Source organism: Paraburkholderia sp. C35 (assembly GCF_003121405.1).
In the GTDB taxonomy this organism is placed as follows: Bacteria; Pseudomonadota; Gammaproteobacteria; order Burkholderiales; family Burkholderiaceae; genus Paraburkholderia.
The window spans coordinates 72336-86821 of the sequence record NZ_QBUY01000008.1; the positions used below are offsets into that span (position 1 = coordinate 72336).

Consider the following 14486-nt stretch of genomic DNA (forward strand, 5'->3'; position numbering starts at 1 on the left):
TCAGCTCCCTTGTAGCGATTGGGCGGTCGGAAAGAACATGTCTTTCCACGAAGCGGGCTTCGCCTTGATGAGACCGGTGCGTGCCATGAAGTCCGCGTATTTCAGGGTGTTTTCCGGTGTTGTCGTGAACACCACATTCGGCGACGAGATCATCTTTTCGATGTCGGCGACATTGCTCTTGTCTTTGCTGATGCGCAGATAGGCTTCGGCGGCGGCGTGCTTGTCCTTGTTGATCTGGGCCTGCGCTTCATCGAGTGCGGCCATGAAGGCCTGCACGAGCTTCGGGTTCTGCTGGTAGAACTTTGTCGTGCACCACACGAGGTTGAAACTGGATTTGCCGCCCAGCACGTCGTACGAATTGAGCACGGTGCGCACGCCCGCATGCGTCAGTTCCTGTTCCTGAAACGGTGGCGAGCCGAAATGCGCGGTCACTTCGCTGTTGCCGGAAAGCAGCGCCTGTTGTGCTTCGGGGTGAGCGAGCGAGACCGTGTTCTTATCGAGCTGCCCCTGATTGCCGGGGCCGAATGCTTTCTCTGCCGCCATTTGCAGCGTGATCGCCTGGATCGATACCTTCGCAGCCGGCAGCGCGATCTTGTCCTTGCCGCTGAAATCCTTCAGCGTCTTCACGTTCGCGTTGTTGGTGTTGAGCAGTAGCGGCATCGAATTGATGGCCGCCAGCGCCTTCACCTCGAGCGGCGTGCCATGCGTGCGCGACCACAGCAACACGAGCGGCGCGACGCCGCCCGACGCAATCTGCAACGAGTCGGACAGCAGCGAATCGTTCATCACGTTGCCGCCCGCGAACTCGACCCACGACACCTTCAGATTCGGCACACCGAGTTGCGCCGCGTGTTTCTCGAGCAGCTTCTGGTCCTGCATGATCATCAGCGGCAGATAGCTGATGCCGTATTGGCGCGCGATCTTGATCTCGGACAGTTCGGCGCGCGCGGGCACGCTGGTCAGCAGCGCGCACAGCGCGGCCAGCATCGACAACAGGAACGCGACTTTGCGAAGGCTCATTGCAGGTCACTCCTAGCGACTGGAACGGACACAAACGGCACAGCGCGTCGATCGTCATGCTGTGCGATGAATGGAGACGGCGCGATGCAACACGCGCGGCATCCGCAAGCGGGATCAGGCGCCTGTCAGGCAGGACGCAACGCAGGGCAGGTCGGACAGCACGGTGGATGACACCGGAGGCGAGCGGGCAGGTACGCGGGACGACGATGGAGCGGGGTACGCATCGTGAGTGTCTCCTTGTGTCCGGTTCGAATGCAGTGCGGCGTCATGGGGCGCCGCGACCGGAATCAGCTTCGCAGATGGCCTGTTTATTGGGCGCCCGGTTCAGGCTCGCGATCATCTGCAAGCCGGATAGTTAAGCGCCCTGTGATTTAACTCATCTGTATGAGTGTCGAGTGTAGGTGATCGCTTTTGGGATTGCAAATGCGGGAAAACGTGACATAACGGACACGCGTTGCGCGTGTCCGTCAACGGCTTGAATCAGAGCGGCTGTTCGTGCGAAGCGGAAGGTCCGACGTATTCGTAGCGCTCGGTGTTGACGTGCGAAATGCGCACCTCGACAGGCGCCTGATGATACGAATACGCAATACGTCGCACTTCGAGCAGCGGCGCGCCGGGCACGACTTCTAGCAGCTTCGCTTCGCCTTCGTCGGCTACGGCAACGCGCAGGCGTTCTTCCGTGCCGACCACGTTGATGTGGAACGCGTCCTGATAGAAGTTGTAGAGCGTGCTGGGCCGCTCGCGCAACGCCGCTTCCGTAAGACCTGGAAAGCGCGCCTCGGCGACCGTGATGTTGTCGATCATCACCGTTTCGCCATGTAACGCAAGCCGGTTGATGAACGTGAACACGCGCGCACCCGTATCGACGCCGAGCATCTCCGCGATCTCGCGCGTCGCTTTGCCCTTCCTGAACGAGACGAGCGTGACGGTGGGATAGGTCTTGTCGCCGTCCTGCCGCACGATGCGGAAGAAGCGAAAGAAATGCCGGTCGCGCTGATGCTGCGCGACAAAGGTGCCGAGCCCCTGATGCCGCACGAGGATGTTGTCGGCGACCAGTTCGTCGATAGCCTTGCGCAGCGTGCCGATCGACACGCCGAAACGCTCCGACAGCTTCCGTTCAGACGGAATGGCTTCGCCGCCTTTCCACTCCTGCGAAGCGAGTGCGGCGAGCATGGCGTTCTTCACTTCCTTGTAGCGCGTGCCGCCGATGCTCGGCGTGCTGATCGTGCCGTTGGCGTTGTTCGCGCCGACCGTCAACGTGTTCATGAGCCAGTCCTCTCGTCTTTCGACATGACATGTTCTGTATGCCTGTTTATAGCAGCCCATCGCGATGCATGGAAAGCCTTCGGGAAATTCTACTTCATCTTGCTCATCAAACACATATAGATGATATGGTTGACATATCGAAACCCGCTGCCTAAGATGGTTCGCAAGGAGGCAACACCCGCACCCATACCCCACGCCTGACAAACCGACAGGAGACATCCATGAGCCACACCGCAGCAGGTGAGTCGCAACAGTCCGCCAGCACGCCGTCGCCGGATCGCAAGACCATCCACATCGTGATGCACGAAGCGAAAGACACCGTCGGCGTGGCCGTCGTCGAAGGAATCAGGGCAGGCACGCAACTGAACGCGTGGATCATGGACGACGACGAGGTGATCACCGTGTCGGCGATGCAGGAAATCCCCATTGGCCACAAGGTGGCGCTCAAGGACATGGCCGTCGGCGATACCGTCTACAAGAACGGCGTCGATATCGGCAAGGTGGTCGCGCCCATTCGCGCGGGCGAGCATGCCCACGTGCACAACATCAAGACGAAGCGCTGGTAATTGCCGCGCCGCCGCATAAGCGCGGCGAGACCATCATCTGTCGAATCACGTCCAATCAGAGAGAGACACCATGAGCGTCGTTGACAACAGCACCACCTTTCGCGGTTATCGTCGTCAGAACGGGCGCGTAGGCGTGCGCAATCATGTGATCATCCTGCCCGTCGACGATCTGTCGAACGCAGCCGCGCAGGCCGTCGAGAACAACATCAAAGGCACCATGGCGCTGCCGCATCCGTATGGCCGCCTGCAGTTCGGCGCCGACCTCGACCTGCATTTCCGCACGCTGATCGGCGCGGGCTGCAATCCGAATGTCGCGGCCGTGGTCGTGATCGGTATCGAAGAAGGGTGGACCAAGCGGGTGGTCGACGGCATCGCGAAGTCGGGCAAGCCGGTGATGGGCTTCGGCATCGCACTGCACGGCGATCACGACACGATCATGCGGGCGTCGAAGGCGGCGAAGGAAATGGTGCAGTACGCGACCACGCTCGAACGCGAGGAATGCCCGATTGCCGACCTGTGGGTGTCGACCAAATGCGGCGAGTCGGATACCACGTCTGGCTGCGGCGCGAATCCGACTGTCGGCAATGCGTTCGACAAACTCTATGGTCTCGGCACCACGCTCGTGTTCGGCGAAACGTCGGAACTGACGGGCGGCGAGCAGATCGTGGCCGCGCGCTGCGCGAATCCGCAGGTGCGCGAACGCTTCCAGTTCATGTTCGACCGCTATCAGGACATGATCAACCGCTGGAAAACCGACGACCTCTCCGAATCGCAGCCGACCAAAGGCAACATCGCGGGCGGCCTGACGACCATCGAAGAAAAAGCGCTCGGCAACATCCAGAAGATCGGCAAGAAATGCATGGTCGACGGCGTGCTCGACAAGGCGGAAGAACCGTCGGGTTCGGGCTTGTGGTTCATGGAGTCGTCGTCGGCGGCGGCGGAAATGGTGACGCTGTGCGCGGCATCCGGCTTCGCGGTGCATTTTTTCCCGACGGGGCAGGGCAACGTGATCGGCAATCCGATCGTGCCCGTCATCAAGATCTGCGCGAACCCGCGTACGGTGCGCACGATGGGCGAGCATATCGACGTCGATGTCTCGGGACTGTTGCAGCGCGAACAGAATCTCGATCAGGCCGGTGACAAACTGCTGGAGTCGATGCTGGCGACGGCTAATGGCCGCTGGACGTCGGCGGAAGCGCTGGGGCATCGCGAGTTCGTGCTGACGCGCCTGTTCGAAAGCGCCTGAGCGCGCGGTTATTTCGTCCCCACGAGCCCGCAGCCTGAGTTGACAGGCTAGTCGCGGGCTTCGCGAACGCAGTTTCGCTACAGCGCACGCACCGTTGCGGATAGACGGTCATCGGCGATGGCCGCATGATCCGGGCCGCAGAAGCCCCGCCACGGTGCGCGACGCTGTCTCATCAAGCAGCAGCGAGTGGAGGAGACACCACCTTGCGCGTGCTCAGACATCTCTATGTGCAGGTCCTGATCGGACTGGCCGCCGGCATTCTCGTCGGCTATTTCGCGCCGCATCTCGGCGTGCAGATGAAACCCCTCGGCGACACCTTTATCCGCCTCATCAAGATGCTCATTACGCTGGTGATTTTCTGCACCGTGTCGGTGGGTATCGCGCGGATGGAAGATCTCAAGCACGTCGGGCGCGTGGGGCTGAAGACCATCGTCTATTTCGAGGCTGTCACGACGCTTGCGCTCGTGATCGGACTCGTGGTCGCCAACGCGCTGCATCCGGGCGAAGGGCTGAACATCGACCCGGCCACGCTCGACCCGCACGCGATTGGCCACTATGTTGCCGAAGTGCATACGGAAGCCTCGCAAAGCTTCCTCGACCAGATCGTGCCGAACTCGGTGGTCGGCGCGTTCGCGCGCGGCGATCTGTTGCAGGTGCTGCTGTTCTCGGTGCTGTTCGGTATTGCACTGTCGATCATGTCGCGCCGCAGCCGCTTTCTGTCGCGCGTGATCGAACAGAGCGGCGAAGCGCTGATGCGGATCGTCGAGATGATCATGCGTCTCGCGCCGCTCGGTGCATTCGGCGCGATGGCGTTCACGGTCGGCAAATATGGCATTGGCACGCTGCAACAACTTGGCTTGCTGATCGTGTGCTTCTATCTGACCAGCATCCTGTTCATCGTGCTGGTGCTCGGCACGATCTGCCGCTGGGCGGGCGTCGGTCTCTGGCCGCTCTTGAAGTACCTGCGCGAAGAACTGCTGATCGTGCTCGGCACGTCGACGACGGAATCGGTGCTGCCGCGTCTGATGGACAAGCTCGAACGGCTAGGCTGCCCGAAGCCTGTAGTCGGTCTGGTGCTGCCCACGGGGTATTCATTCAACCTCGACGGCGCGGCCATTTATCTGACGATGACGTCGCTTTTCATCGCGCAGGCTACCAACACGCATCTGACGCTGCTTCAGCACCTCGGGTTGCTCGCGATCCTGATGCTGACGTCGAAGGGTGGCGCGGGCGTGGCGGGCGCGGCACTGGTGGCGCTCACGGCAACGCTGTCGACCCACAACATCATCCCCGTCGCGGGTATCACGCTGATCATCGGCATCGATCGTGTGCTCAATGAAATCCGCGCGATCGTCAACATGATCGGCAATGCGGTGGCGACCATCGTCGTTGCGCGCTGGGAAGGCGCATTCGATGCCGAAGCGGCACGCCGGTTCCTCGCCGCGCCGCACGCTGACCAGACGGCGCACGACGATCAACCCGAAGCGGCCGATGGCGTGCACGAAAGAACGCCGCCCGCCTACGCACAGGAACGCCCGAATTGAAAACCGCTCGCAAGACCGTCGTCATCAGCGAATTCATCGATGCGTCCGCTGTCGAGTCGCTGAAGTCCCATTTCGATGTGCACGCGGACCCGGCACTCGTCGATCAACCCGAGCGGCTGCGCGAACTGCTTCGCGATGCCGACGCGCTGATCGTACGCAACCGGACGCAGGTCACGGCGAGCCTGCTGGATGGTGCGCCGAAACTGGTGGCCGTGGGCCGGCTCGGCGTCGGTCTCGACAACATCGATCTGGATGCGTGCCGTGCTCGCGACGTGCAGGTGTTTCCGGCGACGGGCGCGAACGCGCGCGCGGTTGCCGAGTATGTGATCGCCACCTCGCTGATGCTGTTGCGCGGTGCGTATCTGTCGAGTGCGGCTGTCGCGAACGGGCAATGGCCGCGTACGGCGCTATCGAACGGACGCGAGGTGGCGGGCAGCACGCTGGCCGTGATCGGTTTTGGCGGTATCGGGCAACTGGTGGCACAACTGGCGCGCGGGCTGGGCATGCGGGTGGTGGCATTCGATCCGCAGCTTCCCGCCGATGCCGCCTGCTGGCACGAGACAGGCGCGCAGCGCATGAGCTTCGACGATGCGTTGCGTGCCGCCGATGCCGTGACCTTGCACGTGCCGCTTATCGACAGCACGCGCAATCTGCTTGGCGCTGCGCAACTGTCGCTGCTGAAGACACACGCCGTCGTGATCAACACGTCGCGCGGCGGCGTAGTCGATGAAAGCGCGCTCGCCGACGCATTGAAGCAGGGACGCATTGGCGGCGCAGCGCTCGACGTATTCGCCGACGAACCGTTGAAGGCGGCATCGCCACTGGCCGATGCGCCGCATCTCATTCTCACGCCGCACATCGCCGGGCTTACCATGCAGGCGAACGAACGCGTCAGCACACTGGTCGCTGCACGCGTGACGCAAGCCCTGCTAGAGGGCGAGCGTGATCCAGCGATTGCACAGGGAGCTTCTACATGACACGGGTTTCATCTGCCGAACTGCACGATCTGGCCTCGCGCGCGATGCTGGCCGCCGGTGCGACACCGCAAACGGCATCGGCCACGGCGCGCGCGCTCGTCTATGCAGACGCGCGCGGGCTGTCGTCGCATGGCGTCGCGCGGCTGCCGATGTATGTCGCGCAGTTGCGCAATGGGCGCGTCGATCCGCAGGCACAGGCATTTATCGCCAGTGCGCGCAACGCTGCCGTGCTGATCGATGCCGCCGACGGCATGGCGTTTCCCGCCTGCGAACTGGCCATCGAAACGCTGATCGGCCGTGCGCGCGAGCACGGCAGCGCCGTGGCGAGCGTGCGTCACAGTCATCACTTCGGCGTTGGCGCATACCATCTCGAAGCGCTCGGCGCGGCGGGACTCGTTGGACTCGCGTTCAGCAACGCGCCGGCTGCGATGCCTGCATGGGGCGGACGTCATGCGCTGTTCGGCACCAATCCTATCGCGGCGGCTTTTCCGCGCCGCGATGCGCCGCCGTTGCTGATCGACCTGTCGCTGTCGAACGTGGCGCGCGGCAAGATCATGGTTGCCGCACGCGAAGGCAAACCGATCCCCGAAGGCTGGGCGACGACGCGCGACGGTCTGCCGACCACCGACGCCAAGGCCGCGCTCGACGGCATGATGCTGCCGTTCGGCGGCACGAAGGGCGCGATGCTCGCGCTAATGGTGGAACTGCTCGCGGCGGCGCTGGCCGGCGCGAACTTCGGTTACGAGGCGGGCTCGTTCCTGACGGAAGAGGGCGAGAAATCGCAGATCGGCCATCTGTTCTGGGCGATCGATCCCGGCGCGCTGGCAGGCAACGACATCTATCTGTCGCGGATCGAGGCGCTGGTGACGGCAATGCTGCAGGACACCGACGTGCGGCTGCCAGGTCAGCGCAGGCAGACACTCGCGGAGACGGCGCAGCGCGACGGCATCGAGATTCCCGACGCGCTCTTTGCACAACTCGAAGCGCTCGCGCGCTGAAGGCGATGCTATTGCGGCGCCGGGCCGCTGGAGCCACGCACGATCAGTTCGATCGGCAGCGATTCGGAGATTGGCGCCACGCCCTCGGAGAGCCAGCGCAGCAACACGCGCGCGACGCGTTCGCCGAGTTCGTAAGTAGGCAGCAGGACGGTGGTAAGGCCGGGCGCAATCTGCGAAGCGATGGGAAGATTGTCGCAACCGACAATCGACAGCGCCTCCGGCACGGCAACGCCCACAGCCTGCGCTTCGAGCAGACAGCCGAGTGCGAGCACGTCGTTGCCGCAGAAGATGCCCGTGGGCGCCGGGCGCAACTGGCTCAGCAGCTTGAAGCCCGCGCGGCCGCCTTCGAAGCCGAACGGTTGCTCGATCACACAGGCATCGGGCAAGCGGATGTCGTACTGCGCGAGTGTCTCGCGGAAACCTTCAATACGCTGGCGGGCGCGATCGTTGTGACGGATCGAGCCGGAAATCACCCCGAAGCGCCGGTGCCCAAGCTCCAGCAGATGCGTGGCGGCAAGGCGGCCGATCAGCCGGTTGTCGAAACCGATTGTGGCGGGCGTCAGCGTGCCGGGGCTGTCGTCGGCGGGTTGCGCGGGATACGACCACATCAGCAGCATCTCGGCCTGGCTTGCGCGGATCAACTGGTACGTCTGCGGCGAGTGATCAGTGCCGACCAGCACGATGGCATCGACGGCACGTTCGAGCAGCGCACGCACCACCTCGATTTCCGCCGACAGGTTGTATTCGTGCGCCGAAATCAGCAGCTGATAACCCGAGTTCGACAAGGTGGTCTGCAGGCCTTGCACGGCGCGCGCGAAGATGGCGTTGTCGAGCGTCGGCACGATCGCGCCGATCATCCGTGCGCGCCCGAGCGCCAGCGCGCGGGCCGCGCCATCGGGCACATAGCCGAGCGTCGCGATGGCGTCGCGGATACGCGCGCGCGTGTCCGGCTTGACGACATCGGGATTCGACAGCGCGCGGGATACCGTCGCCGTGGAAACACCGGCGAGCGAGGCGACATCGCTGAGACGCGCACGGGGCAGGTCGTTCATTGGCGTGAATTCGATTGGATTGAGTTCGCTTGCATCCGACTGATCGCGCGACGCGCGCTCATGCCGTTCCGCATTCATTGTAGTGTGCTTTTGCAACGGGATGAAAACCCGCTTGCACGATGCCTGGGAGAAGTCCCGATGTGACCGCTCTGCATTGAGGCTATATTGAAATGCAAGCGGTTACATTTTGGCGTTTCTTATTGCATCGCTTCCCCTCGCAAAGATAGCGGCTGATTGTCATCGGCATTCCCGGACTGGCAGGAGACCTTTGTGTTCCGTGCACTTCGTTCACCGCGTCTGATCTGCAGCATCGGCACGCTCGGTTGCACGCTCGCGTTGTGGTACGCGCTGACCGCGCTGACGGGTGCGATCTCGCCCGCCAAGCTGCCGTCGCCGGTCGAAACCTGGCAGGCGCTGGTGCAGGTCGCAACCGACGGCTACGCGGACGGGCGACTCGACCAGCACATCGTCCAGAGCGTGAAGCTTGTCCTGTATGGCTTCGTGGTCGCGGCGCTGACGGGCGTGCCGCTCGGCCTGTGGATGGGCGGTTCGCGCCGTGCGCAGGCGTTTTTCAATCCCGTGTTCGTGCTGCTTCGGCCCATTCCGCCGCTGGCGTGGATACCGCTCGCCATCGTGTGGCTCGGTCTCGGCGACGCGGCGAAAGTCATGGTGATCTGGTTCGCGGCGTTCGTGCCGTGCGTGATCAACAGCTTCGCAGGCGTGCGCAATCTCGACGTTCCCATGCTCGAAGCCGCCGATATGCTGGGCCTGCGCGGCGCGCGCCGCGTCTTCGAGGTCACGGTGCCGGGTGCGTTGCCGATGATCTTCACCGGCTTGCGCCTGTCGCTGCAGGCGTCGTGGACCACGCTCGTCGCGGGTGAACTGATCGGCGCGGTCACGGGGCTGGGCCATCTGTTGACGCAAGGGTCGCTCGACATCAACCCGGCGATGATCGTCGTCGCGATGCTGACGGTCGCGTTGTGCGGCTGGCTGATGACGTCGCTGCTCGGTGTGATCGAACGGAAGCTGATGCCATGGAGATCGAATCGATGAAACCCGCCGATCTGCGCGGCGTTGCGCACGCGGACCTCGATACGGTCGAATCCGTCGGCTCTGCACGCAAGTCACGCCTCTTCGGCCGCAACGATGGCGTGCAAGACGAGCAACGCGTCGCAACGCACCGCATCTTGCCGCTGTGGATGCTGAGCGCGGCGGGGCTGCTGACATTCTTCGGCATATGGTGGCTCGCCGCTGCGGCAAGCGTGGTGCCCGCTGCTTTCCTGCCGACACCGTTTGCCGTCGCGCAGCGTTTCGGCGAACTGCTGATGCATCCGTTCGTCGGTTATACGTTGCAGGTGCATCTGTGGTCGAGCCTGCAACGCTATCTGATGGGTTTCCTGCTCGCCGTCGCGGTCGGTGTGCCGCTCGGCCTGATGATGGGCTGGTTCCGCTGGCTCGACTACTGCGTGACGCCGCTCTTCGAGGCGGTGCGTTTCATCGCGCCGATTGCCTGGGTGCCGTTTGCGGCGCTCTGGTTCGGTACGGGCATCGGCGGGCCGGTGCTGATCATTTTCGCGGGCGCGTTTCCGCCGTGTGTCGTGAATGCGTATCGCGGCGCGATGCAGGTCGATGAACGTCTGCTGGAAGCGGCGCGCATGCTCGGCATGTCGAGCCGCATGGTGGTGTGCGAAGTGCTGCTGCCGGGCGCCTTGCCTTCGGTGATTGCCGGTGTGCGGGTGGCGGCGGGGCTGGGCTGGATGTCGCTGGTCGGCGCGGAGCTGATCGTCGCGTCGAGCGGCATCGGTTACATGATGGTCAAAGGGCAGGCCGCGATCGATACGGCCACCGTGATGAGCGCAATGATCGCGATCGGTGCGGTGGGCGCGGCCATCGACGTGCTGCTGGCGCGCATCGAAGCGTTTGCCATGCGTCATCGCCGTACGCCGCGGCGTTGATGCGGGTTGTGTTGACGTTACTCCAATCTGGATGAGGTTCGCGATGAGCATGATCCGCTTCGACGACGTATCGCGCACATTCGAGCGCGACCGCTCCAGCATCGTGGCGCTCGAACGCGTGAATCTCGAGATCGCCGACAAGGAGTTCGTGGCGATCGTCGGTCCGGCGGGTTGCGGCAAGACCACGTGTCTGCGCATGGTCGCCGGCCTCGAATTTCCGAGTGCGGGCAGCGTGACAGTGGCAGGGCGCAAGGTGACGCGGCCTGGTCCGGATCGCGCCGTGGTGTTCCAGCAGTTCGCGCTGTTTCCGTGGAAGACCGTGTGGGACAACATCGACATCGGACTGCGCGCGAAAGGCATGGCCGCCGACGCGCGCCGTACCACCATCGAACGCTATCTGAAGCTGATGAACCTGAGTGGCTACGAACGCGCGTATCCGCATCAGCTGTCGGGCGGCATGCAGCAGCGCGTGGCGATCGCCCGCGCGTACGCACTCGATCCCGGCGTGCTGCTGATGGATGAACCATTCGGCGCGCTCGATGCACAAACGCGCGTCGTGATGCAGGAAGAACTCATCAAGCTCACGCGCGTCAATCCGCGCACGGTGCTGTTTATCACGCATGCCGTCGAGGAATCGGTCTTTCTCGCCGATCGTGTGGTGGTGATGACGGGGCGGCCTGGGCGCGTCAAGGAAGTGATCGATGTGAAGGCCGTGCGTGACGAGCATCAATGGGATCAGTGCGAGCGCATCGAGGACGTGATGGATCTGGAGTCGTTCGTGCGCCTGCGGACGCACATCTGGAAGTCGCTGCGCGACGAACACGGCGCGCCGCATCGAGCCGCGGCGTAAGACATACGCGGGGCTGCATCATCGACAACAATCGGAGACCATCATGAACCGTCTGTTTGCCTGGCCGCTGGCCGCCTTGCTGTGTGCGGGCAGTGCGTGTCTGCCCGTTACTTCACGCGCCGCCGATCTCACGCCGATCAAGGTCAGTTATCAGCCTGCCTTGTACTGGGCGCTGCCGTTTTATGTCGCGACGGAGAAGGGCTGGTGGGCGCAGGTGGGGCTGAAGCCGGAGTTCTCGGTATTTCCAGCGGGCGTGCCGCAGATCGCGGCGGCGGCGTCGAAATCGTGGGACGTGGGCGGCACGGGTTCGGTGCCCGCCGTGCTTGGTTATCAGCGCTTCGGCATCAAGGTAATCGGGCTGACCAACGACGAATCGCAAGGCAATGTGCTGATGGCGAGCAAGGCGCGTTATGACGCGATACGCAGCAACCCCGCCGCGCTCAAAGGACAGACGATCGTACTCACGTCGAACTCGACGGGTGACTATGCGGTGCAGGCATGCCTGAAAAAATATGGTTTGAAGAAGGCAGATGTCACGCTGAAAAACATGGGACAGGCTGAGATCATTTCGGCTGTATCGTCGGGTAACGCCGATTTTGCGGGCGTCTGGGCGCCGTACGATTACACGCTCGAAGAGAAAGCCGGAGCGCGGGTCTTATGCTCGGGCAAGGACGGCGGCGCGATCGTGCCCGGTGCGATTGTCGCGCGCGGCGACTACGCGCAGGAGCATCCGGAAGAAGTCGCGAAGTTCGTCGCCGTCTATCTGCATGCGTGGGCGTGGATGCGCGCTCATCCCGACGACGCCATCGCATTGATGAAGCAGTTCTATCAGCAAGGCGGCGTCAACATCAGCGACGAATCCATGCGCAAGGAGTTCGCGACACGGCCGACTTTCGATCTCAAGCAGCAACTGGCGGAAATGGACCGGTCGAAGAACGCATCGCCCGCAGATGAGTCGTTCAACGCGATTGCGCAATTCATGCATGCGTCGGGCGCGCTTGCGACGGTGCCCGATGCGAAACAGTACATCGATGATGGCCCGATGAAGCGTGTGATGAGCGATCCGAAGCTGGCGGCGTTTGCCAATGATGGGACGAAATAGCGCGCGAGTTGGCGTGAGGATTCCGGGTCTGGGTCATCGCATCGCATCGAATGGATGACCTTGGACCTGGCTGAAAACCCGACATTTCAAAATAGCCGGCACATCAAAAACGTCGCTAATTTATGTTATGTCAAATTATGAATGCGATCACAAACCACCCATTCATATCCACACCCCCAACCCTCACCGTACAAACGTCCCCAACCCCTCGGCGTTGTAATACTCCAGCGTGACCTGATTGCTCAGAAACGACGCTTTAGAAATTGTCCCCGGCGCCGCATTTTCGTTGACGAGCGTAAAGGTGATCGTATCGCCATCCCAATGAGAAAGCGGCAAGCACAACGGCGTCGCACCGATCGTCATAAGCAGCGATCCACCTGCGTCGCTGATCTGCACCGGCCCGTAGTAATCGTTCCTGTAACTGCCTCGATATGTTTTGAGCGCACGCGCCGGAAACGGCGACACAGGCTGCGCCACACCAACCAGCGATCCCGTTGGCTTGATGACGCCGGCAAGCGCGTCGCTGAAAATCGACAACCAGTCGCGCTTGATCGTCCCGAACTGCACCAGATCGAAAAACTGCGCTGTCAGCGTTTCAGGCACGCCGATCGGGTAACCATTGGTGAGCGCCACAATGGCACAGCCTGTCGACGGCACCGCGACGAAGTTCGTCGCCGCGCCAGAGCCGAAGCCGCCGGAATGGCTGTACGACGCGCGGCCCGACTCGGTCGTGCCGACATTGAAACCGAAGCCGTAGTAGCTCGCGGGCCGTCCGTTGCCCGCCGCATGCGCCTGCGCCTGTGGACTGATCGCAGCATCGAGCGCGTCGGCGTCGATCACGCGAGTGCCGTTGAACATGCCCGTACCCAGCATCATCGTCAGGTACTTTGCCATGTCATTGGCCGATGAACTGACGCCGCCCGCTGGCGTTTGCGCATCGGGCATCCTGTCGAGGCCCACTACCCACTGCCCATTGCGCCTCACGTGCCCGGTCGCGCGATTCCCGCGTGCGATAAAGTCGGCATAACGCGAACTCGTGCTAGCCATGCCAAGCGGCTGATAGAGCGCCCGCTCCGACAACGTGGCCCAATCGACGCCCGCAGCCGATGCCACCGAAACCGCCGCCGCCGTCAAACCAAAATTCGTGTAAGCATACGACCGGCGAAACGGCGCGAGCGGCAGATAACGCAGGCGCTGCAGCACAGCCGTCTGGTCATAGCCCATGTCCTCCAGCAGATCGCCTGCATGATCCGGTAAGCCCGAGCGATGCGCATACAGATCGCCGATCGTCACCTGCTCGCTCACCTCCTGATCCGCGAGCGCAAACCACGGCAGGTGCGCGCGCACGGGTGTGTCCCACGACACGCTGCCCGTCCCCACCTGATGGGCGACAACCATCGCGCCGACGGGCTTCGACACCGATGCAAGCTGGAACACCGTATCGGCATCGACGGGTAATCCCGAGCCGACACGTCGCGTGCCGAAGCCTTTCACGTAGACGGGGTGAAGATCGCGCACCACGGCGACGGACATGCCCGGCACGCCCGTGGTGGTCATCAGCTGGTTGACTAGCGTGTCGAGTTGCGCGATGGCGGCATCGATCTGCGCGCGAGGCACGGGCGCTTCCTCGTCGCCGGATGCGCGCCCGTTGCCGGAATCGCCCAGGCTGCGGCATGCCACCACGCTTCCACATAGTGCAGCGCCAAGAAAACGTCGCCGTCCTTGCCATGAGGTCATGTCACGTCTCCGGATGACTGCTGCCGCGCTGAAGTCAAAGCCTCACACCGTCGACGCAATCACGCACGCTGCGCCCGGCATTCAGTTATAGAACATCGCGCAACAGAGTGAAAAGCCCGGCATGCATGCCGCTGCCAGTCCTTCACACCGTTTGCAGTCACCGACGAAAACGC

Annotated in this window: 13 protein-coding genes; 9 read left to right on the top strand and 4 right to left on the bottom strand. The window is 62.9% G+C overall.

The genetic code is table 11. The features are described from left to right. Both DK391_RS07675 and DK391_RS07680 read right to left on the bottom strand, forming a co-directional pair. The gene (locus DK391_RS07675; protein ID WP_109477395.1) at window positions 1-1020 is read right to left on the bottom strand and encodes an ABC transporter substrate-binding protein; all 1020 of its coding nucleotides are present in this window, start codon (window positions 1018-1020) and stop codon (window positions 1-3) included. Between the two features lie 480 nt (window positions 1021-1500). Continuing rightward, window positions 1501-2286 (bottom strand): GntR family transcriptional regulator, encoded by a 786-nt coding sequence (locus tag DK391_RS07680; protein WP_109477396.1) that lies wholly within the window; start codon window positions 2284-2286, stop codon window positions 1501-1503. A 299-nt stretch (window positions 2287-2585) separates the two neighbouring features. On the opposite strand from DK391_RS07680, the gene DK391_RS07685 reads away from it, so the two are divergent. From DK391_RS07685 to DK391_RS07705, 5 genes are all read left to right on the top strand, one after another. Beyond that, the gene (locus DK391_RS07685; protein ID WP_109477497.1) at window positions 2586-2852 is read left to right on the top strand and encodes a UxaA family hydrolase; all 267 of its coding nucleotides are present in this window, start codon (window positions 2586-2588) and stop codon (window positions 2850-2852) included. A gap of 70 nt (window positions 2853-2922) precedes the next feature. Then, entirely contained in the window at window positions 2923-4098 is a 1176-nt protein-coding gene (locus tag DK391_RS07690; RefSeq protein WP_109477397.1) for a UxaA family hydrolase, read from the top strand. Window positions 4099-4307: 209 nt separating this feature from the next. Further along, window positions 4308-5642 carry a C4-dicarboxylate transporter DctA gene (gene dctA, locus DK391_RS07695; RefSeq protein WP_239482751.1) on the top strand — a complete coding sequence of 445 codons (1335 nt, stop codon included), beginning with the start codon at window positions 4308-4310 and terminating at the stop codon, window positions 5640-5642. Then, window positions 5639-6619, top strand: coding sequence for a hydroxyacid dehydrogenase (locus tag DK391_RS07700; RefSeq protein ID WP_109477399.1), 981 nt, complete (start codon window positions 5639-5641; stop codon window positions 6617-6619). The genes dctA and DK391_RS07700 overlap by 4 nt, the downstream gene beginning before the upstream one ends. Then, the gene (locus DK391_RS07705) at window positions 6616-7617 is read left to right on the top strand and encodes an Ldh family oxidoreductase (protein WP_109477400.1); all 1002 of its coding nucleotides are present in this window, start codon (window positions 6616-6618) and stop codon (window positions 7615-7617) included. Before DK391_RS07700 ends, DK391_RS07705 begins: the two co-directional genes overlap by 4 nt. 8 nt (window positions 7618-7625) lie before the next feature. Here DK391_RS07705 and DK391_RS07710 read toward each other — a convergent pair whose 3' ends face one another. Beyond that, window positions 7626-8747: a substrate-binding domain-containing protein gene (locus tag DK391_RS07710; protein WP_239482745.1), complete on the bottom strand. Its 1122-nt coding sequence runs from the start codon at window positions 8745-8747 to the stop codon at window positions 7626-7628. A gap of 192 nt (window positions 8748-8939) precedes the next feature. Here DK391_RS07710 and DK391_RS07715 point away from each other — a divergent pair, with 192 nt between their 5' ends. Genes DK391_RS07715 through DK391_RS07730 form a run of 4 tightly spaced genes read left to right on the top strand, consistent with a single transcriptional unit; the run spans window position 8940 to window position 12576 of the window. Next, window positions 8940-9722, top strand: a complete 783-nt coding sequence (locus tag DK391_RS07715) for an ABC transporter permease (RefSeq protein ID WP_109477401.1) — start codon at window positions 8940-8942, stop codon at window positions 9720-9722. Beyond that, window positions 9719-10624, top strand: coding sequence for an ABC transporter permease (locus tag DK391_RS07720; RefSeq protein ID WP_109477499.1), 906 nt, complete (start codon window positions 9719-9721; stop codon window positions 10622-10624). The genes DK391_RS07715 and DK391_RS07720 overlap by 4 nt, the downstream gene beginning before the upstream one ends. Before the next feature lie 43 nt (window positions 10625-10667). Further along, window positions 10668-11474, top strand: coding sequence for an ABC transporter ATP-binding protein (locus tag DK391_RS07725; protein WP_109477402.1), 807 nt, complete (start codon window positions 10668-10670; stop codon window positions 11472-11474). Window positions 11475-11517: 43 nt separating this feature from the next. Further along, window positions 11518-12576, top strand: a complete 1059-nt coding sequence (locus tag DK391_RS07730) for an ABC transporter substrate-binding protein (RefSeq protein WP_109477403.1) — start codon at window positions 11518-11520, stop codon at window positions 12574-12576. A 183-nt stretch (window positions 12577-12759) separates the two neighbouring features. Here the strand turns inward: DK391_RS07730 and DK391_RS07735 are convergent, their stop codons facing one another. Beyond that, window positions 12760-14313, bottom strand: coding sequence for a serine hydrolase (locus DK391_RS07735; RefSeq protein ID WP_109477404.1), 1554 nt, complete (start codon window positions 14311-14313; stop codon window positions 12760-12762). Between the last annotated feature and the right edge of the window lie 173 nt (window positions 14314-14486).

Excerpts from the sequence above, each read along its gene's own strand:
- DK391_RS07675 (WP_109477395.1), bottom strand. The coding sequence starts at position 1,020 with ATGAGCCTTCGCAAAGTCGCGTTCCTGTTGTCGATGCTGGCCGCGCTG.
- DK391_RS07680 (WP_109477396.1), bottom strand. The coding sequence starts at position 2,286 with ATGAACACGTTGACGGTCGGCGCGAACAACGCCAACGGCACGATCAGC.
- DK391_RS07685 (WP_109477497.1), top strand. The coding sequence starts at position 2,586 with ATGCACGAAGCGAAAGACACCGTCGGCGTGGCCGTCGTCGAAGGAATC.
- DK391_RS07690 (WP_109477397.1), top strand. The coding sequence starts at position 2,923 with ATGAGCGTCGTTGACAACAGCACCACCTTTCGCGGTTATCGTCGTCAG.
- DK391_RS07705 (WP_109477400.1), top strand. The coding sequence starts at position 6,616 with ATGACACGGGTTTCATCTGCCGAACTGCACGATCTGGCCTCGCGCGCG.
- DK391_RS07710 (WP_239482745.1), bottom strand. The coding sequence starts at position 8,747 with ATGAATGCGGAACGGCATGAGCGCGCGTCGCGCGATCAGTCGGATGCA.
- DK391_RS07720 (WP_109477499.1), top strand. The coding sequence starts at position 9,719 with ATGAAACCCGCCGATCTGCGCGGCGTTGCGCACGCGGACCTCGATACG.
- DK391_RS07725 (WP_109477402.1), top strand. The coding sequence starts at position 10,668 with ATGAGCATGATCCGCTTCGACGACGTATCGCGCACATTCGAGCGCGAC.
- DK391_RS07730 (WP_109477403.1), top strand. The coding sequence starts at position 11,518 with ATGAACCGTCTGTTTGCCTGGCCGCTGGCCGCCTTGCTGTGTGCGGGC.
- DK391_RS07735 (WP_109477404.1), bottom strand. The coding sequence starts at position 14,313 with ATGACCTCATGGCAAGGACGGCGACGTTTTCTTGGCGCTGCACTATGT.